The following is an 18,607-nucleotide window of genomic DNA, read 5'->3' on the forward strand; positions in this document are numbered from 1 at the left end:
ACGAGTATTAAGTTAGTCTCATGGCAGAAAAACGTAACATTTTCTTGGTGGGCCCAATGGGCGCAGGCAAAAGCACCATAGGTAGAGAGTTAGCTGATAAACTACATTTAGAGTTTTATGATTCAGATCAGGAAATCGAGCGTCGCACTGGTGCGGATATCTCTTGGGTTTTCGATTTGGAAGGTGAAGAAGGTTTCCGTATCAGAGAAGAGCAGGTTATTGATGATTTAAGCCAATTACAGGGTATCGTGTTAGCGACCGGTGGTGGCTCGGTGATCAGTGATCATGTGAGAAATCGTTTATCTGCACGTGGTATTGTTGTCTATTTAGAAACAACCATTGATAAGCAAGTAGCGCGTACACAGCGCGATCGTCGTCGTCCTTTATTGCAAACGTCAGAAGAGCCACGTTCAGTGCTTGAAAAACTAGCAGTAGAGCGCAACCCTTTATACGAAGAAGTTGCCGATGTGATAGTACAAACTGACGATCAAAGTGCAAAAATTGTCGCGAATAAAATTGTTGATCGCCTAGATTTCTAATATGGCCACTTTACAGCTTGATTTAGCTGAGCGCAGTTACCCAATTTATATCGATAGTCACCTTTTAAAAGCAGGAGAACTGCTTACAAAGCATATTCGTGCTAAGCGAGTTTGTGTGGTGACTAACGATGTTGTATCTCAATTGTATTTGTCATCTGTAAAAGAATTATTGAGTGACTTTCAGGTAGATGAAATTATTTTACCTGATGGAGAAGCAGAAAAAAGCTTACATAATTTCGAAAAAATCATGTCACATTTGCTTGCCAATACCCATGGTAGAGACACAACATTGATCGCTTTAGGTGGTGGTGTTATTGGTGATATAACTGGCTTTGCAGCTGCTTGCTATCAACGTGGCATCGATTTTATTCAAATTCCTACCACATTACTTTCCCAAGTTGATTCATCAGTAGGCGGTAAAACAGCGGTCAATCATCCCTTAGGGAAAAACATGATCGGTGCTTTTTACCAACCTAAAGCGGTGCTAATCGATATTAACAGTTTAGCTACGCTGCCAGCACGTGAGTTTTCTGCGGGCATGGCTGAAGTCATTAAGTATGGCATTTTAGGTGATCGTGAATTTTTCTATTGGCTTGAACAACACACAGATGCAATAAAAGCATCAGAGTCTAGTGTGTTAATCGAAATGATAGAACGCTGTTGTCAGTGCAAAGCTGATATTGTTTCTCAAGATGAAACAGAAGCTGGATGTCGAGCGCTGTTGAACCTTGGCCATACGTTCGGTCATGCGATCGAAGCAGAACAAGGTTATGGTAACTGGCTACACGGCGAAGCAGTAGCTACTGGCATGGTACTTGCTGCTAAGCTATCAGTAGCATTGAATTTGCTAGAAGCGTCAGAACTTCGTCGAATTGAGTCTTTACTTGCTGCGTTTGATTTACCCTTGGAAGCTCCTGAAACAATGGATTTTCATTCATTTATCAAACACATGCGAAGAGACAAAAAGAACATCGGTGGGAAACTTCGCCTTATTATACCCAACACGATTGGCCAAGCGGTTATGCGTGATGATATTAGTGAGGATATGCTTCAGCAAATTCTGTAGAAAGTACAGAAAGGTGAAACATGTCAGCACTGGCGCACAACAACGAAACTCAACAGTCTCATACAAACGCGGTTACCTCAATTAGCGCTGTCGCGAGAGTTGATTATATTCTACGTTTTTCAAAACATGCTGTTGTCGTTATTGACGAAGACACCATGCGTTATTCTTCATTGGGTAGTCAGTATCTTGCAAATTTATCTAATGATTTTAATGCTGCTTATTTAACTATGTCGCCAAGGCTTGATGATTTGCAGGTTCGTTGTCGTATCATAGAGCAGTTGTTTGGTAGTGTGTTATTTGATCCTGAGCAATCAGTAGCCGTCAGTTTAATCAACCTGATAAAGCAACACAAACAACCAGTAAGCATTGTGGTAGAGCATGCACATCATCTTTCTTTTCAATTATTGCATGAATTAACTCAATTGGCCGAAATAGCTAAAAAAGCCAATTTAGCGATACAGGTGGTGATGTTAGCTATGACATCAGTTGGACAAAAATTAACTGAACACGCAATGCTGTTTGATAAAAAGCTCTCTATTGTAGATGCTTACAGCGGTCAATTGATCCCCCTTAATGACAAACGTTTTAACGCTGGCAATCAGTGGCAAACATTATCACAGTTTAAGAAGTATCTTATCGGCATGTTAGGATTGTCTGTTATAGGCGCATTGATTGTTTATCAACTGTATCAAGTAGACACGTTTAATTTTAGTAAGCTTAAGCCAGTAGCTGAACCTGTACATATGCCAGTGGTAAAGCAAACGAGTGAACAAGCTAACCTTGAAGATAAAACAGGCAGCATTCCTCAAGAGACAGAAAGTCGTGGCAGTGAAAGTGCTGCTAGCGCTTTGATCAATACCTCTATAGCCAGTGCAGAAGAAATCTCTAACAGATTATTAGGTAAAGAGCCGTTATCTCAAGGTACAGAACAAAAAGTGGTTGAAAAGGCATCTGTGTTAGATATTGCCACTGCACTTACCGTAGAACAAGCAATTGTTGAACAAACAGTAAAAAAAGCGCCATTAGATGAGAAAATCAAAGCAGTAGAAGCTATCGAAAATAATGATGCGTTAAAAGTACAATCATCCACAACACTTGAGCCTGTGCCGTTAAATTATTATGCAAACAAAACAGGGTTTGTTTTACAATTCGCGGTTATTGAACAAGAGAAGTCGAAACAAGCATTCATTGATAGCGTATCAGAAATTGAAGTGCACCAATACCAACGAAATGTGACGCAAGGAACCGTTACGGTATTAACCTCTAAAACCTTTGAATCGAGAATATTAGCGGCAGATTGGTTGGCTAACGCACCAGAAATTATCAAGAGCAGACAACCTTTCATTCGATCAGTAAAGAGCATAAATGCTGAAATTGATGATTATCAACGCTCCCAATCTTAATCAAATCAAGTTACAATTCACCCGTTGAGTAATGAAGTGGCTTGGTTGCCATATTAGGGTTTTTAAAGCTAAATGGTAAAAAAGCAACGAGCATTTCTAAAATGGGCTGGTGGAAAATACAGCCTTACGGAAAAAATAAATACGTTATTGCCCAGTGGCAAACGTTTAATTGAACCTTTTGTTGGCGCGGGTTCGGTATTTCTTAACAGTGACTTTGAACACTATTTACTTAACGATATTAATAAAGATTTAATCAATCTTTACCAAGCTATTCAGCAAGATCCCGTTAATTTTATTGACGATGCAAAACGCTTTTTCGTTAGTGAAAATAATATTCCAGAGGCGTATTACCATCTGCGTAGCGAATTCAACGCTACGATTGATAAACACTATCGTTCGTTGCTTTTCTTGTATATGAACCGTCATGGTTACAATGGTTTATGTCGATATAACAAGTCAGGTGGTTACAATGTTCCATTTGGTAAATATAAAAAGCCTTACTTTCCGCAAGCTGAGTTAGAGTTTTTTGCGGAAAAAGCAAAGAAAGCCATTTTTATTTGCGAAAGCTATAGGCAAACCTTTGCTCGTGCTAATGATGGTGACGTTATTTATTGTGATCCACCTTACGTACCACTGAGCAAAACAGCAAGCTTTACCAGTTATGCTGGTAACGGTTTTGGTTTAGATGAACAAGCCGATTTAGCAAACGCTGCGGAAGAAGTCACGAGCGAAAAAAAGGTCAGCGTGTTGATCAGTAATCACGATACCATTTGGACACGTAAAATATACCAAGGCGCGAAAACACGAAAGTCGATCAAAGTGTCACGAACGATTAGTCAGAAAGGCACTGCGCGTAAGAAAGTTGCAGAATTGATGGTGCTTTATAAATAGTGCAGTGTGTTATGTTTATTTTACGACTAACGAAACTACAGTAAATAAACCAAGTACAAACAAAATTACAGCAATTAAGCCAACTATCACGAAGTGGCTAAATTTACCTTGAGAGAAATCTCGTTCCCTATTTTTATTACTTTGTACACCTAAAAAGGCGGCTGCAACGCTTTTTACGGTTTCTTTTAATGGCTGTGCGTTTTTCATTGTGCGTTTCTTTAAGAATAAATAAAACGATGAAAACCACTTTAGCATTAAAACCAAGTCAGATCATTATTTAACCTAAGCTATAAATAACCTGAGCTTGGGAAAACAACTTACTTTCTAGCAGTTGTTTTTCCTTATTACAGCGTTAAATTTTTTTGCAATAGACAAGTTATTGACGCACAAATTTGCCTTGCACTAAGAAAAAACTCCGTGCTAAAACAGTGTGATAAATAAAATGCTACCGTTTCAGTTGATTAGCTAACTTTTTATCCCGAGTTCAGGTTATATATGAAGTAAAGTTAAGCGTTTATTTTTAAATAATCTAACACTATTTTTTATACAAATTTGAGGTTATTGAATTAATGAAGCTGTTAATGAAAAAGACCTGATAATTGAATGTTTCCATCGTTTGAAACCGTTCAGTATCAGGCCTTTTTGAGAATTTTGACTTATAGGTCGAAATCTATCGCATATGCTAAATATACTTTAAGATCACCGGCACCACCGTCTAAGTCTGTTTGAGAGGCACCTAAAGTAAAGCCACTTTTACTGATACTAACGCCATAATCAATTGAATCTTCGGCTAACCAATCACCAGAATAAGAGCCTAAGTGTAGACCAACTTCTGCTTCATTAGTTAATGCAAAACTATAATCTGCTGAGGCGTAAATGGTATCGCCAGCGTCAGCTCCTTCACCGTCAGTTAAAACAGCAACACCTAGAGTTAAACCACTGAAACTGACGTTCGCATAAACCTCTGAAAAGTCAGCATCACCAGATGTTTCATCAGGGTAGGCGTAATAAATGAATCCGACATCATAGGAAACAGTTTCATTGATATCACCACCAAAACCGGCATAAAAATCAAGTTCATAAGTCATGCCGTCAGCCCAATCAGCATTTGATACCCAAGTGCCAGCGTAAAAGCCTGAATCACCGGCGTAATCAATGCCGCCTGAAACAGCAGCTTTACCACCAGTTTGTTCTAAGCCACGCCATAAATAATTGCTTGTCACCGCGGCATTAGCAGACCATTCACTTGCAATAGCAGGGTTCGCTAAAGTTGATGAAGCTAAGATTGTTGAAACGAGTGCGACTTTCATTAAGTTATTTTTCATATTTTTCTCATAAAGTTATTGTTGTGTATGTTTTTAACTATGGGTTTTGCAAAAGCAGTGCCTACGGTAAATAAAAAATAAAAAAGTCATAAAGTGATATAAATACAATTAGTTATGAGCAGGGGTGATTTGTGTGTTCAATTTTATATTATCGTGGTTGATCAATACTGGTGCAGGAGGTAGGCGAAATGAGCAAAAAAAGTGCAATTGAGATTGGTCGATTATTATTGAAATTTAGTATAAAGTAGCGCAGATTTTTCAAAGGGGTGTTGGGTTTATGTCTTCTTATATTATTGCGCCATCAATTTTATCTGCTGATTTCGCTCGTCTTGGTCAAGAGGTAGAGAATGTGATCAGCGCAGGTGCTGATGTGATTCATTTTGATGTGATGGATAATCATTACGTACCAAACTTATCTTTTGGGCCTATGGTGTGTCAGTCATTGCGTGATTATGGCATTACAGCTCCAATTGATGTTCACCTAATGGTTAAACCGGTTGATTCATTGATTCCTGCATTTGCAAAAGCAGGTGCCAATATTATTACTTTTCATCCAGAGGCGAGTGAGCATGTTGATCGCACCTTGCAGTTGATTAAAGAGCAAGGTTGCCAGGCCGGCGTAGTGTTAAACCCTGCCACGCCTTTGCATATTTTAGATTTTGTGATGGAAAAAATAGACGTGGTGTTATTGATGTCTGTGAATCCCGGGTTTGGTGGACAATCGTTTATTCCAACAACACTAGAAAAAATTAAATTAGTAAGAGAAAAAATTCGCCAAAGTGGCCGAGATATTCGCTTAGAGGTAGATGGAGGTGTGAAAGCCGATAATATCGCTGATATCGCTAAAGCGGGTGCTGACATGTTTGTCGCTGGATCTGCAATTTTTTCTCAACCAGATTATAAAGAAGCGATTGATGAGATGCGTCGAGCGCTTGCAACTGTTTGATAAATTTTAGGTAAAAGAAAATGACAAAACCAGTAGTATTAAGTGGCTGTCAGCCGTCGGGCGAATTAACCATTGGTAATTATTTAGGCGCATTAAAGCAATGGGTAAATATGCAACAAAGCCATGATTGTTATTATATGTTGGTGAATCAACATGCGATAACGGTTCGACCTGAAGCAGATGCTCTTAGAAAAGCAACGCTAGATGGTCTCGCACTGTATTTAGCCTGTGGCATTGATCCTGAGCAAAGCACTATTTTTATTCAGTCACATGTACCTGAGCATGCCCAATTAAGTTGGGTGTTAAATTGTTATACGCAAATGGGTGAGCTTAATCGCATGACCCAATATAAAGATAAGTCTCAAAAGTCAGAAGCAAACATGAACGCAGGCTTATTCACTTACCCGGTGTTAATGGCGGCAGATATTTTGTTATACGGTGCCAATGAAGTGCCAGTTGGTGACGATCAAAAGCAACACTTAGAACTAGCTCGTGATATAGCGACACGTTTTAATAATTTATACGGTGATATTTTTACCGTACCTGAGCCTCATATACCAGAATTTGGCGCGCGTATAATGAGTTTGCAAGATCCCACTAAAAAAATGTCTAAATCAGATACTAACCCAGGTAACTTTATTGGCTTGTTAGAAGATCCTAAAAAAATCAGTAAAAAAATAAAACGGGCAATTACTGACTCGGATGAGCAAGCGCGTATTTATTTTGATGTGGCAGAAAAGCCAGGCGTATCAAACTTATTAACATTATTGTCATGTTCGACAGGACAATCAGTAACGGAATTAGTGCCGCAATACGAAGATAAAATGTATGGGCATTTAAAAGGTGATGTAGCAGATGCTGTTGTGGCAATGTTAGAGCCAATTCAAACACGCTTCAATGAATATCGTAATGATGAAGCTTTTATGAATAGCGTGATGCAAAAAGGCGCAGAGAAAGCTTCTGAGCGCGCAGAACATATATTGAAAGCCGTTTATAACGCGGTAGGTTTTATTGCTAAGCCGTAATTGAGCTTTTTCAAACCATGGTGACAAACTCGTGTAGCTTGTCACCATTTAGTATTCTTTAGTTATCTGTTGAATGCACTCTATAGTGCTATGTTTGGCGTTGATAAGACGTCATTTCGCGTCTAAATGTACGATGTTTTACAGGTTTTGCTGTATAACCTAGTCGCAAAAACATTAAGCCGTAGTATCCATCAGGGGAGACTTTCTCCATATCTTGTTTTATTTGCTCAATGTTAGGCATGAATTCTGGTTCAATGTTTAACCCTCTTAATGAGTAAATAGGGGCAGCAGCATAAGGTTGAACGGATAACTCTTCCATAGCAGCTTGTAACCAGAAGCGTTGTAATGCTTGGCCTCCTTTTATCACTTCTGAACGCGTATTGTCCGCGATAGAAATCAAGGCGAGTACCGGAGAAAAGCTAATAGGTACCTGAACGGATCGAAAGCCGAGTATTTTTGATACCCCAAGCTTATTGAAAAAGCTAATTGTTTTCCAATTCGACATCATTTTAAAAAAGGGCCTGGCTGGTGGTTCAATTTCAAGCGTTGATAAAGGCATACCTTCTTGTGGCTTCGGATCATCAAAAATAACCGAAGAAAATAGTTCTTGATGAAGTATTTTACTTTCAAAGCGCAAACTCTCAGCGTGTCGCATTACCGGCAAAACTGATTTTTTTGCTGATTTATCAGTAAAAAAAGTAACTTTAGCATCATGGAACTCTGCGGCTTGTGCTAGCCGAGTTAATACTTCATCTTTAACTGGTCCTTTGAAAGGAAATCGTCTATCTGTACAGCGCTTAGCGATTACATCTGCAAGGTTATGAGTTGCTGAATGGGTTTTCGTAAAGCTAAGGTCAGCAACATGACGTGGAGCACTTTCTGGTAATGGTAAAAGATTTACTTGAGCTGTGTAGCCGAGTTGTTCTGCTTGAATTACTGTATTTTCGATGACTGCTCCAAGCGATATATCCGATAAAATAAAATCTTCATCTGTTGCTTTTCCAGAACGTGCTTCATCAATGTAAAAACTGAGAACCCCGTTTTTATGGTACTCGTATTTAAATGGTGAGCTATTATCAGCTGAAGGCGCAAATATCGCGGCTTTAATGATGGTTTCTAAATCGGATAGATTGAGCACAAAACGTACCTTTGTAGCAGTAAATGAAACAGTTGGCTTAAATCGCCATTTTCTTTTTGGCTATGATATAAGCTAACTTTTGAATAGGGTTATTATTACCACCTGGTCGCCATGTTTTTTTATATTGATTTGTATAAGCGTCGAAATGTAGCCCCCAAGGGACATTGAGCACTTTGCCGCGATTTAGAAAAATTTTCATCACTTGTGATGCTGCAACGCCTGCGGCTAGTTGGCAACCAATAAAGGTAGAAGGGCCTTTTTTATTGGCTAAATCAAGTCTTGATGGATCCACTAAATACGCACTTTGTAGCGCGGCAGGGGTTAAGCCAAGAAAAAATTTTAAGTATTGCTCATTTTCAGTATGGCCTTCTAATCGAAAATACTGTTCGAATGTCATCTCACCTGGAAGAAAATTTAGACAAGCTGTTCCCATACCAATAGGTGCAGCAGTCGTGGCAGGTATTTGTTTTTTTGAACATTGATCAAACACTAAACGGCGAGCATCCATCACGAAAAAATCAAGTGAATCTACGTAGCAATCCACACCAGTTAAGAATTCATGGATATTGTTAGCATTGATACCTTCATCAAAGGTTTTTATTTCAAGCTCAGGGTTAATTTCTAAAGCCATTTTAACCATAGTGTCTAACTTTTTAGCACCATAACTATTGATGTTAGCTCCTACTTGGCGATTAGTATTTTCACAACCAAACTCATCGAAGTCAGAGACATGAAATTTTCCAATGCCTAACCGTACGAGTGTCAGAAAATGATCACCACCAACGCCACCTAAGCCTGCAATTGCTACACATTTGTTGCGTAGTGTCTGTTGTTCTTCTTCTGTAAACCAGCCAATATTACGAGAAAAAGCTAAATCGTAATCAAATTGTTGTGACATTGTTTTTGCCTATGTAATGGGGGCTCTATAAATTTCGGGGATCCCAAATTTTCCGTCACTTCCATATGGTTTTAATTTAATTTGAGTTGATAATTCTTGATAAACGATCTCATACAACTCTTGCATTTGTTCGTTTAGATCAACGTAGAAACTTTTTTCTTCTAAGAAAAACATAGCGCGACGACCATGATAATTCATTTCTTCGCCAACCTGTTTAAAAGGAAGGCCAAAGCGCTGTAGTCGTCGATTTAGTCTTGGTTCCATCATTACCATGATGCCAACATGATGACACATACTAGCTAACGCTAAACCACCTAAATAAAGGCCAATAGCAATATTTGGAAAGTTGCGTCGCTCCTCTGCTGAATACATGGTGTCTGGATCAACATTAGTTAATACGTAAGGTTTATTTTTTTCTTGTTCACGACGTCTAAACGATGCTAAAACGGCGAGTCGAGATATTTCACCAAAGCCTCCTCGTGGTAGACTTTGTGTATCTAATACCTCATTTTTAGCGCTATCTAGACAATGCTTTTCGAAAGGTAACTGATAAGACGGGTTTTCGGCAGGGGGAATAATCAACCGAATACAACCTGCGTAAGTTCCTGTACGTCGATGCTCCAATAAGCAATGGTAAGAGAAGTCATCGCAGTCGTCACTTTCCATTCGCTCTTCGTTACTAGGCTCCCAGCCTAGCTCTTCGCTATAGACTCCGTACCTGATTTTGTAGGCTTCTTGTTGAAGTTCCTTGGTGTTAGCAAACCTGATCTTAAAAAATTGATCAAAGTTCTTTGCTATAGAATATCCGCTCATATAATCAGAAAACGCCTTTTATCACTTAAGTTTAAATATAACAGTATCTGGTAAAAATACCTTACTAATTTTATGCTAATTTTTTTCTTCATAGTAAAATTTCAGCTACTCTTCCCTGACTTAGAAAGTCTTGCGGGCTAGCGGTAGGGCCATAAGCACCAGATTGATAAATAATAGCAAAATCACCAATACTTGCTTTGGGTAGCTCAATTTTATTTGCTAAAACATCAAGCGGTGTGCACAACGGGCCTACAAGTGTGACACATTCCGTATCGTTATTTTCAGGTGACATTTTATTACCTAACGACACAGGATAATTTTTTCTTATCACTTGTCCGAAGTTACCCGAGTTGGCAAGGTGATGATGTAAACCACCATTGCAAACAAGAAACTTTTGCTCTCGAGATGTTTTAATATCAACTACTTTACTGGCGTAAACACCACATTCACCCACTAGATATCGGCCAAGCTCCATGATAATTTCTACTTGTGAAAGCGTTACATACTGTGTGAACAAACGCTCTAAATTTTCCATAATAGGCGCGGTATTTAATCGTTTATCCCCAGGGAAATATGGAATACCAAAGCCACCACCTATATTAATATAGTAGATCTTATTCTTTGTGATCAGCATGAGCCTTTCTGCTAGTGCAAAGGTATTATTATGCATGTCGATGATGGCATCTGCTTGCAAGTTTTGGGAGCCTGAGTAAATATGAAAACCCCTAAAATTTACCGCATCATAATCCAGTGTTGTTAGCACTTCAGGTAATAGCTCTTCATCTATACCGAAGGGTTTAGCTCCCCCAGACATTCGCATACCAGAGGCTTTCAGTTCAAATGCTGGGTTTACGCGTATTGCTACATTTGGTGTGGTATTCAGTTGTTTACCAAGCTCAATAATGCTCGCTAATTCGTTTGTTGATTCAACGTGTAGGGTAATACCTGCAACTATAGCTGCTGTGATATCTTCTTGGGTTTTTCCTGGGCCTGCAAAACTAATATTCGTTGGTGACATGCCTGTTTGTAATGCTAGCAATAACTCTTTTTTTGAAGCAACATCAAAGCCTTTGACTAACGGTTTAATAAAATTGACCAGTGGCAGATAAGGATTCGCTTTAACGGCATAATGCAAACTTACTTGTGGTGGTAAGGCGGCTTTGAGTGTCGTAATCGTATTTTTAACGATATTTGCATCATACGCATAAAAGGGAGTTTGTCCGACGAGCATTTCAATTTGTGCTAACGTTTTGTCACCAATCAATAGCTGTTGTTGATCAATGTGAAACTGTGACATAGGGGCATGTAATTTACTCATGATACTTTATCCGAAAAGTAAGATTGGTACGTTGATGTTAGTAAACTACGATCAAGCTTACCATTTGCGTTATGTGGTAGCTCAGACAAAACAATGATTGTTTCTGGTACCATGTAAGCGGGCAGAGCTGCTTTACAATGTAACAATAGTTCGTCTTGTAATGTTTGTTCGTCTTGCGTACTCGAGACAAGTGCAATAATACCTTGCCCTAGCATTAAATGCTCTATACCGATTACCACACACTCTAAAACATTTGCATGTTGGTATAACACTTCTTCAATTTCAGAGGGACTGACTCGATAACCTGATGTTTTGATCATTTCATCGTTTCTAGCAACAAAATATAAATAACCCTCTTTATCTTTTTTCACGGTATCGCCTGAATACACAGCTATTTCAGGTAACTTTATTCCTTGTGGTGAACAAGGGGATGGTTTAAAACGTTTTTGCGTTGCTTGTTGGGCATTCCAATATCCTAAGGAAACTAACGGTCCGGTATGCACAAGCTCACCAGGTTCATTCTCCGTGCATTCTTTTCCTTGGTCATTAATCACAAAGATTTCTGCATTTGGAATGGCTTTGCCTATTGAGTTGGGTTTACAATCAATTTTTTCTGGTGGTAAATAGGTTGAACGAAAAGCTTCTGTCAGCCCATACATCATATAAGGCAGCGCATCAGGCACTGCTGCTCTTAAAGTTGATAAAATATTTTCAGGTAGTGCACCGCCTGAATTAGTGAAATACCGCAAACTTGTGGTGTTATACTTTTGCCAATTAAGCTTTGCTAATTGACCCCATAACGGCGGTACGCCAGCAAGACCAGTGACGCTATGTTGCTCTACTGCTCTGAGCAAATCTTGTGGTAATAAGTAATCAATCAAAACTGAATGCGCACCCGCGAGGAAACTTGTAGTAAGTTGGCTAAACCCGTAATCAAAGCTAATGGGTAATGCAGCAAGAATCACATCGTGTTCGTTGTTATGTAGATAGCTGCTAACAGATTGTGCGCCGATAACAATATTCTGATGGGATAGTACCACGCCTTTGGGCTTTCCTGTGCTGCCAGAGGTGTAAAAAATAGCCGCCATTTCGGTTGATTTTATCGGCCGAGAAGGTGGTGCAGTGAGTTTATTTTCACGAAAAAATCCCCACGATATGACACTTATGTGCTCGATGGTTTCGTGAGTCACTTCTTGTTCATCAACGAGTAAAATATAGCGTAACGACGTGAGATTATTTAGTTGATTTTTGAGGGTATGAAACCTTGCTTTATTGGTCACTAATAACGTTGTTTGGCAATCTTCTAATATATGTTCAACTTGTGCTGTTTTTAATAATGGATTAATCGGAACAAAAACAGCGCCTATTTTACTACATGCAAATAAAGCGGTGACTGCTGTTATATTTTTCGGTAGTAAAACTGCGATACGATCGAAACGTGTGATCGATAATGCGCTATAACCATTAGCATTAGTGGTGATTTCGTGTTGCAACTGTTGATATGTAAGGCTGGTCGACTTACAGGTTAAAGCAGTTTTATCGGCATATTTGCTGGCTGAACTTGAAATGAGTTCATGAACAAAGCTGGTCATGGCTAATGCCTACGAGAAGCGTAAATATAAAATGTTGATGTTATGTTAATACAAATTGTGTACTGATGCTATGCCTTTGCTTTTCAAGTTAAATTACTTTGAAATAACAATTAAAGCTTTACTGTTTTGTTGACATCAATTGATAGCGCTTTTACTTTGATCGGTAATATTTTCGTGGCAGTATGATAGCCCTTGTAATATAGGGCTTCTTTTTGTGCTAATGTCATTCCAAAGTCAACTGCTGAAGAAATACCCGTATTGACGACTACTGTATTATGCCAGAATGCTTCATTAATATATTCTCGAGATATGGTGGTCATAAAAGTACGTATTAATAAGCTGACATATTGCACGATTGGGAACATGCCTTTTATTTTGATATCGTCATATTCATAATCGCCTTTCAAGCGAAAGCAAACCACAGGAGTGCCATCATTTGCCCAATCACGATGTAAGGCATCTTCTGATAAAATGCTGCCATCAACCATTAAATGTTTATCAAAGGTTTTAAAGCTAAAAACCAATGGAATTGACATCGAGAAGCGTACCGCAAGCGACACTTTTAAATCAGGTGTATTTTCTTTGTTAAAGATCACGGGTTTACCGCGAGCTACGTCAGTTGCAACAATGTGTAAGTTAAAGGGCATTTCTTTGAATGTTTTGCCATGAAGTAGGCGATCGATCCAACGTTCAAATACATCACCTGAACTAAGGCCGCCATTACGTAATAATTTAATTAAAGAATAACCACGAAACTTTGTATAATCGGTATTTAGAGCGACATGTTTAATTTCAGCAATGGATAAGCCTGAAGCATATAGACTGCTAATAATACTACCACCGGAAACTCCAACAATATGATCAAAATCGAGATCATATTCATGAAGTGCTTGTAAAATGCCAACGTGGGCAGGAAGGCGTGTTCCGCCGCCAGCAAGAATAGGGACAATTTTTTGAGTATTCATAGCTTTCACTTTAAAACTAACTTATTGTTATCAATATAATTATGGTCAAAAACCATAATATTGCATAATAATTTATAAAAGTTCATGTAAAAGTGTTTTTTACGACTGAGGCTTTTTGATAAATTTAATCTCAGAATAACAACGTATAAGGTGCGAAGTAAGTCGATGATAAAATGGATTATGTGGTGTTATTTTGCTCTTTGTGGGGCATTACACGCGAGTGAGTTGGCTGATACCCTCGAAAAAATTAAACCCTCTGTTGTTGGAATTGGCGTTTATACGCCAACTGGTCGGCCTAAGAATCAATTACATGGCACAGGCTTTGTCATAGGCAACGGAAAATTTGTTGTTACAAATCATCATGTAGTACCAGAATCGTTAAACGTTGCATTAAAACAACAACTCGCGGTATTCGTTGGCTCAGGGCGGCAAGCAGTTGTGCGCAAAGCACGTTTGATTGATTCATCAGCGAAGTATGATTTAGCTGTACTTGCCATTGAGGGTGACCCTTTACCCGCCATGACGCTATCAAATAGTGATTTTATCAGAGAAGGTAGTTATGTTGCGTTTACTGGTTTTCCTATTGGTGCAGTGTTAGGGCTTTATCCGGTAACACACAGAGGTATTGTTGCGAGTATCACGCCAACTATTACGCCTGTTGCTGATGCTAAAAAAATTAACATCGCAATGTTAAAACGTTTACGTGATCCTTACTTAGTGTATCAATTAGATGCAACCGCTTATCCTGGTAACAGTGGTAGTGCCTTATATGAAGTTTCTACTGGCAAGGTGGTTGGTGTGATTAATAAAGTATTTGTGCAAAAAACCAAAGAAGGGGTGATCACAAACCCTAGTGGGATAACTTATGCTATTCCTATTAAATATGTAATTGAATTGCTAGAAAAAAACAAAATTACGTTCAAGTAACAGGCTGAGTGATATTTTAGCGGATTTAACAAATTTGCCTTTAGTCTTCTGCGGCCACTTTTGAAAGCACAGAGGGTTTTGTTGGAAGTAAGGCTGAAATATTGACTAAGTCGATATTGTGCTTGGCTAATTCAGGAATGAGTGTTTGCAGTGCTTGCATGGTTTCAGGGTGAGGGTGTGCAATAGCTACTACGCGTTTATTTTTTTTAGCATAATAGATAAGCTCATTAAATTGTTGACGAATATAGTGCTGGTCTAATTGATTATCGAGAAAAACTCGACGACTTAAATTTGGTACATCAAATTGCTTGGCTAAGCTTCTAGCTTTCGACCCTCGAGTGGTAACACTGTCAATAAAGATAAGTTCTTTCTCTTTTAAAAAACGCATGGTCCATGCCATGGGTGAATATAATGTAGTGAGCTTACTACCCATATGATTATTAATACCAACAGCAAAGGGTATTTCTTCTAATGCGAGCGTCAGAGTATGGCGAATTTCTGTTTCATCCATTTGCGCAGTTAATGCGCCAGGTCCTAATGCTTTACCTGAGGTTGATTCCATCGGTACATGAATAATCACATCTTTGTTTGATTGATGGGCTTGTTCAGCGATTACTTTACCAAACGGTGTATGAGGCAATACAGCAAAGGTGATATTACCGGGTAATGCTAAGGTTTCGCTATCTGTTTTTCGGTACCCAATATCATCAATAATAATGGCAACCTGTGCATTTTGGGCAATGCATTGGCAAGCAAAAAAAACGAAGAATGCTAAGAGCGAATATTTAGTCATGCGATAGGTATTATTTTATTATTCTCATGAGTCTATCAAGTAACCTGCTGAGTTTCGAGATTAACTAACAATTAATTAACGACACCATAGTTTAGGGTTTACCGCCTTGCCATTATGACGTATTTCAAAATACAGTGCTGATTGGTTTTGACCACCACTTTGCCCAACAAGAGCGATGGGCTCACCCGTTTCTACTCTATCGCCAACAGATTTTAATAGCGCTTGGTTATGGCCATATAAGCTCATGTAACCGTCTCCGTGATCAATAACGGTCACCAATCCATAACCTTTCAACCAATCTGAAAATAGCACCACGCCATGGTGAATAGTTGATATTGTTTTACCTGAGGGCGCAGCTAATAAAACGCCTTTCCATTTTAAATAGCCTTGCTTTCTTGAACCAAAACTGCGATTTATTCTGCCATTTACCGGCCAATTAAGCTTACCGCGTAGTGATGATAGCCCGCTGAGTGAAAAATCTTGTTTACTTAAACGTGCGATTCTGGCTAATGCTGCAACTAAACTTTCTTCTTCAGCCTCTAATTTTTCTAACTGCTGCTTTGCTGACATTAGTTGATTATTTAAAGCGTTAACCGTTTTTTCTCTACGTTGTTTGCCTGCTTCTAGTGCTTGCTTGTCTTCTTGTTGTTTCTTTTTTAATTGAGCAAGTTGTTGTTGTTGTAAGAGTTGTTGCTGTTCAACTTCATTTAATTGGGTAATTGTTGATTGAAAGGCTTCTATTTCTTTTATGCGAGCGGTATTTAAATATTGATAGTAACTAACAGTACGTTGGACTTTGCCTGGGTTTTCTTGGTTTAAAATTAATTTTAGATAATCATGATGCCCAGTACTGTATGCGGCTCTAAGCTGTTTTGCTAGCAGGGCTTCTTGTTGCTGTTTTTTATTGGTTAACTGTTGTTTTTCTTTCGTCAGACGATGCAGCGTTTGTTGCGTGTTGTCTAGTTTTTTGTCTGTATTTCGTAGCGATTTAGTCTGCTGAGATATGGCGAGCTCATCGGATTGAAGTTGTTTAAGTAAACGTTCGCGTTCCTGATCAACTTCTTTAATAGTGGATTTTTCTTTTTTGATCGCTTTTTTTACTTGATCGAGCTGTTCATCAGTCGCTGTTTCTTGTGCATATAGTACTGGTGAGAACAACAGAACCACAACAGATAAAAAGCGAGTAAGTACTCGCTTTTTATCCCGCCATACTTGCAAAAGGCTATGTGTTGTCATACTAAAGAATAAACTCGCTGAAAAAGTATCATGCGATATTATGAAGTAAGCTCCATCAGATTTGAACCTGTCATTTCTTTTGGTTGTGGTAGTGCCATCAAATTTAAAATAGTAGGAGCAATATCGCTAAGTGCACCTGTCGATGCAGGCGTTGCGTCACGACCAACAAAAATTAGTGGAACGGGTTCACAAGTATGTGCGGTATGTGCTTGACCTGTTTGGTTATCTGCCATCTGTTCTGCGTTACCATGGTCAGCTGTAATTAAGCATTCACCGCCAACACTTTCTAGCGCAGTAACTACGCGTCCGATACAATTATCTACAGCTTCACAAGCTTTAACCGCGGCATCAAACTTTCCGGTATGACCCACCATATCGCCATTGGGATAATTACACACAATAAAATCATACGATTGAGATTCAATGGCTGCAACTAATTTATCAGTTAATAAAGGGGCGTTCATTTCTGGTTGAAGATCATAGGTAGCGACTTGTGGGGAAGGAATTAACACTCGCTCTTCGCCAATAAAGGTATCTTCTCTACCCCCACTAAAAAAGAAGGTTACATGCGCGTATTTTTCAGTTTCAGAAATACGTAGTTGCGTTTTGTCATGCTTTTCTAACCATTCCCCTAGAACGTTATTGAGCTCTTCTGGCGGAAATGCACTTGGCGCATTAATATCGGCGGCATATTCTGTTAACATCACAAAATCTGCTAACGCAGGCGCTTTCTTCTTAGTAAACCCATCAAAATCTTGTTCGACAAAAGCGCGTGTAAATTGTCTAGCTCTATCAGCTCGAAAGTTCATGAATATAATAGCATCACCGTCATCAACGGTTATTGCTTGACCGCTTGTATTAGGAATTGCTGTTGCTTTGACGAATTCGTCATTTTCATCACGTTGATAGGCGGCTTGTAATCCTGAAACAGCATCTGTTGCTTGATATTCTGCTTCACCGAGTACCATTAAATTGTAGGCTGCTTCAACACGCTCCCAGCGTTGATCTCTATCCATCGCGTAATAGCGGCCAATAATAGAAGCGACTTGACCGCAACCTAATTGGGCAAATTTTTCTTGTGCTTTTATTAATGAATTTTCAGCACTCCGTGGTGGCGTGTCACGACCATCGAGAAACGCATGTAAATATATCTCTTTTGCGCCCCGAGCGTGTGCTAGCTCAATCATGGCAAGAATGTGATCTTCATGGCTGTGTACACCACCTGGTGACATTAAGCCACATAAGTGAACAGCTTTATTGTTAGCAACCGCTTTATCTACAGCAGAAACAAGCGCGGGTACTTGGTCAAATTCATCGTCTGCAATCGCTTTAGTAATACGAGTAAAGTCTTGATAAACAATGCGTCCAGCACCTAAATTTACGTGTCCTACTTCAGAGTTACCCATTTGGCCATCTGGTAGTCCTACTGCCATTCCAGATGTTTGAATAAGCATTTTAGGCTTGGTGGCCCATAAGTTATCTAATACCGGAGTTTTTGCGTGTTGAATTGCATTTGATTCTTGGTTTTCTCGATAGCCCCAGCCATCTAAAATAATTAATACGGTTGGTTTTTTATTAGCCATGCCAGTTCCTAACATATATTTTTCAGCGAACGTAAACTGCTGCCAAGTATATCAATTACGATAATAAATTGCTGCTATTGAACTAGACAAAATCGTTCTAACAAAAACCATAGCGTTGATTGCAATGCGGTAATTTTTTGAACAATGAA

Annotated in this window: 18 protein-coding genes; 7 read left to right on the forward strand and 11 right to left on the reverse strand. The window is 39.0% G+C overall.

Going from position 1 to position 18,607, the window contains the following annotated elements; translation table 11 throughout:
- Window positions 1–20 precede the first annotated feature (20 nt).
- The 4 genes from aroK (at window position 21) to Q4489_RS01085 (ending at window position 3,899) form a co-directional block, all read left to right on the forward strand.
- Window positions 21–539: a shikimate kinase AroK gene (gene aroK, locus Q4489_RS01070; protein ID WP_074497838.1), complete on the forward strand. Its 519-nt coding sequence runs from the start codon at window positions 21–23 to the stop codon at window positions 537–539.
- Window position 540: 1 nt separating this feature from the next.
- Window positions 541–1,605 (forward strand): 3-dehydroquinate synthase, encoded by a 1,065-nt coding sequence (gene aroB / locus Q4489_RS01075; RefSeq protein WP_303475950.1) that lies wholly within the window; start codon window positions 541–543, stop codon window positions 1,603–1,605.
- A gap of 20 nt (window positions 1,606–1,625) precedes the next feature.
- Window positions 1,626–3,008, forward strand: coding sequence for a hypothetical protein (locus Q4489_RS01080; RefSeq protein ID WP_303475953.1), 1,383 nt, complete (start codon window positions 1,626–1,628; stop codon window positions 3,006–3,008).
- A gap of 72 nt (window positions 3,009–3,080) precedes the next feature.
- Window positions 3,081–3,899: a Dam family site-specific DNA-(adenine-N6)-methyltransferase gene (locus Q4489_RS01085; protein ID WP_303475954.1), complete on the forward strand. Its 819-nt coding sequence runs from the start codon at window positions 3,081–3,083 to the stop codon at window positions 3,897–3,899.
- A gap of 15 nt (window positions 3,900–3,914) precedes the next feature.
- Here Q4489_RS01085 and Q4489_RS01090 read toward each other — a convergent pair whose 3' ends face one another.
- Entirely contained in the window at window positions 3,915–4,106 is a 192-nt protein-coding gene (locus tag Q4489_RS01090) for a DUF2970 domain-containing protein (RefSeq protein WP_074497846.1), read from the reverse strand.
- Window positions 4,107–4,555: 449 nt separating this feature from the next.
- The gene (locus tag Q4489_RS01095) at window positions 4,556–5,224 is read right to left on the reverse strand and encodes a TorF family putative porin (protein WP_303475956.1); all 669 of its coding nucleotides are present in this window, start codon (window positions 5,222–5,224) and stop codon (window positions 4,556–4,558) included.
- Window positions 5,225–5,501: 277 nt separating this feature from the next.
- Here Q4489_RS01095 and rpe point away from each other — a divergent pair, with 277 nt between their 5' ends.
- Together rpe and trpS are read left to right on the forward strand one after the other, a co-directional pair.
- Window positions 5,502–6,170 (forward strand): ribulose-phosphate 3-epimerase, encoded by a 669-nt coding sequence (gene rpe / locus Q4489_RS01100; RefSeq protein WP_303475959.1) that lies wholly within the window; start codon window positions 5,502–5,504, stop codon window positions 6,168–6,170.
- Window positions 6,171–6,190: 20 nt separating this feature from the next.
- A complete protein-coding gene (gene trpS, locus Q4489_RS01105; protein WP_303475962.1) occupies window positions 6,191–7,195 on the forward strand; it encodes a tryptophan--tRNA ligase in 1,005 nt (334 codons plus the stop codon).
- A gap of 88 nt (window positions 7,196–7,283) precedes the next feature.
- Here the strand turns inward: trpS and Q4489_RS01110 are convergent, their stop codons facing one another.
- The 6 genes from Q4489_RS01110 to Q4489_RS01135 all read right to left on the reverse strand — a co-directional run bounded on the left by Q4489_RS01110 (window position 7,284) and on the right by Q4489_RS01135 (window position 13,919).
- Entirely contained in the window at window positions 7,284–8,333 is a 1,050-nt protein-coding gene (locus Q4489_RS01110; RefSeq protein WP_303475965.1) for a hypothetical protein, read from the reverse strand.
- 37 nt (window positions 8,334–8,370) lie between these two features.
- The gene (locus tag Q4489_RS01115; protein ID WP_303475968.1) at window positions 8,371–9,231 is read right to left on the reverse strand and encodes a ThiF family adenylyltransferase; all 861 of its coding nucleotides are present in this window, start codon (window positions 9,229–9,231) and stop codon (window positions 8,371–8,373) included.
- Between the two features lie 9 nt (window positions 9,232–9,240).
- Complete coding sequence (locus Q4489_RS01120; protein ID WP_303475971.1) at window positions 9,241–10,044, reverse strand: PEP-CTERM/exosortase system-associated acyltransferase; 804 nt, start codon at window positions 10,042–10,044, stop codon at window positions 9,241–9,243.
- An 88-nt stretch (window positions 10,045–10,132) separates the two neighbouring features.
- Window positions 10,133–11,362 carry a pyridoxal-dependent decarboxylase, exosortase A system-associated gene (locus tag Q4489_RS01125; RefSeq protein WP_303475974.1) on the reverse strand — a complete coding sequence of 410 codons (1,230 nt, stop codon included), beginning with the start codon at window positions 11,360–11,362 and terminating at the stop codon, window positions 10,133–10,135.
- On the reverse strand, window positions 11,359–12,954 hold the full coding sequence (locus tag Q4489_RS01130; RefSeq protein ID WP_303475977.1) for an acyl-CoA ligase (AMP-forming), exosortase A system-associated: 1,596 nt from the start codon (window positions 12,952–12,954) through the stop codon (window positions 11,359–11,361). The genes Q4489_RS01125 and Q4489_RS01130 overlap by 4 nt, the downstream gene beginning before the upstream one ends.
- 110 nt (window positions 12,955–13,064) lie before the next feature.
- Complete coding sequence (locus Q4489_RS01135; protein WP_303475980.1) at window positions 13,065–13,919, reverse strand: patatin-like phospholipase family protein; 855 nt, start codon at window positions 13,917–13,919, stop codon at window positions 13,065–13,067.
- Window positions 13,920–14,084: 165 nt separating this feature from the next.
- Between Q4489_RS01135 and Q4489_RS01140 the strand changes: the two genes are divergently transcribed.
- Window positions 14,085–14,846 (forward strand): serine protease, encoded by a 762-nt coding sequence (locus tag Q4489_RS01140; RefSeq protein ID WP_303475982.1) that lies wholly within the window; start codon window positions 14,085–14,087, stop codon window positions 14,844–14,846.
- 40 nt (window positions 14,847–14,886) lie between these two features.
- Here the strand turns inward: Q4489_RS01140 and Q4489_RS01145 are convergent, their stop codons facing one another.
- From Q4489_RS01145 to gpmM, 3 genes are all read right to left on the reverse strand, one after another.
- The gene (locus Q4489_RS01145) at window positions 14,887–15,639 is read right to left on the reverse strand and encodes a divergent polysaccharide deacetylase family protein (RefSeq protein ID WP_303475984.1); all 753 of its coding nucleotides are present in this window, start codon (window positions 15,637–15,639) and stop codon (window positions 14,887–14,889) included.
- Between the two features lie 75 nt (window positions 15,640–15,714).
- The gene (locus Q4489_RS01150) at window positions 15,715–16,875 is read right to left on the reverse strand and encodes a murein hydrolase activator EnvC (protein WP_303475986.1); all 1,161 of its coding nucleotides are present in this window, start codon (window positions 16,873–16,875) and stop codon (window positions 15,715–15,717) included.
- 38 nt (window positions 16,876–16,913) lie between these two features.
- Window positions 16,914–18,458 (reverse strand): 2,3-bisphosphoglycerate-independent phosphoglycerate mutase, encoded by a 1,545-nt coding sequence (gpmM, locus tag Q4489_RS01155; RefSeq protein ID WP_303475989.1) that lies wholly within the window; start codon window positions 18,456–18,458, stop codon window positions 16,914–16,916.
- Between the last annotated feature and the right edge of the window lie 149 nt (window positions 18,459–18,607).

Origin of the sequence: Thalassotalea sp. 1_MG-2023 (assembly GCF_030546745.1) — a bacterium.
Taxonomy (GTDB): Bacteria; Pseudomonadota; Gammaproteobacteria; order Enterobacterales; family Alteromonadaceae; genus Thalassotalea_C.

Bases quoted from the DNA above. Each gene is read 5' to 3' on its own strand.
- aroK (WP_074497838.1), top strand. From the start codon at position 21: ATGGCAGAAAAACGTAACATTTTCTTGGTGGGCCCAATGGGCGCAGGC.
- Q4489_RS01095 (WP_303475956.1), bottom strand. From the start codon at position 5,224: ATGAAAAATAACTTAATGAAAGTCGCACTCGTTTCAACAATCTTAGCT.
- Q4489_RS01130 (WP_303475977.1), bottom strand. From the start codon at position 12,954: ATGACCAGCTTTGTTCATGAACTCATTTCAAGTTCAGCCAGCAAATAT.
- gpmM (WP_303475989.1), bottom strand. From the start codon at position 18,458: ATGGCTAATAAAAAACCAACCGTATTAATTATTTTAGATGGCTGGGGC.
- Q4489_RS01115 (WP_303475968.1), bottom strand. From the start codon at position 9,231: ATGTCACAACAATTTGATTACGATTTAGCTTTTTCTCGTAATATTGGC.
- Q4489_RS01140 (WP_303475982.1), top strand. From the start codon at position 14,085: ATGATAAAATGGATTATGTGGTGTTATTTTGCTCTTTGTGGGGCATTA.
- trpS (WP_303475962.1), top strand. From the start codon at position 6,191: ATGACAAAACCAGTAGTATTAAGTGGCTGTCAGCCGTCGGGCGAATTA.
- Q4489_RS01080 (WP_303475953.1), top strand. From the start codon at position 1,626: ATGTCAGCACTGGCGCACAACAACGAAACTCAACAGTCTCATACAAAC.
- Q4489_RS01150 (WP_303475986.1), bottom strand. From the start codon at position 16,875: ATGACAACACATAGCCTTTTGCAAGTATGGCGGGATAAAAAGCGAGTA.
- Q4489_RS01085 (WP_303475954.1), top strand. From the start codon at position 3,081: ATGGTAAAAAAGCAACGAGCATTTCTAAAATGGGCTGGTGGAAAATAC.
- rpe (WP_303475959.1), top strand. From the start codon at position 5,502: ATGTCTTCTTATATTATTGCGCCATCAATTTTATCTGCTGATTTCGCT.
- Q4489_RS01090 (WP_074497846.1), bottom strand. From the start codon at position 4,106: ATGAAAAACGCACAGCCATTAAAAGAAACCGTAAAAAGCGTTGCAGCC.
- Q4489_RS01125 (WP_303475974.1), bottom strand. From the start codon at position 11,362: ATGAGTAAATTACATGCCCCTATGTCACAGTTTCACATTGATCAACAA.
- Q4489_RS01135 (WP_303475980.1), bottom strand. From the start codon at position 13,919: ATGAATACTCAAAAAATTGTCCCTATTCTTGCTGGCGGCGGAACACGC.
- Q4489_RS01145 (WP_303475984.1), bottom strand. From the start codon at position 15,639: ATGACTAAATATTCGCTCTTAGCATTCTTCGTTTTTTTTGCTTGCCAA.
- aroB (WP_303475950.1), top strand. From the start codon at position 541: ATGGCCACTTTACAGCTTGATTTAGCTGAGCGCAGTTACCCAATTTAT.
- Q4489_RS01120 (WP_303475971.1), bottom strand. From the start codon at position 10,044: ATGAGCGGATATTCTATAGCAAAGAACTTTGATCAATTTTTTAAGATC.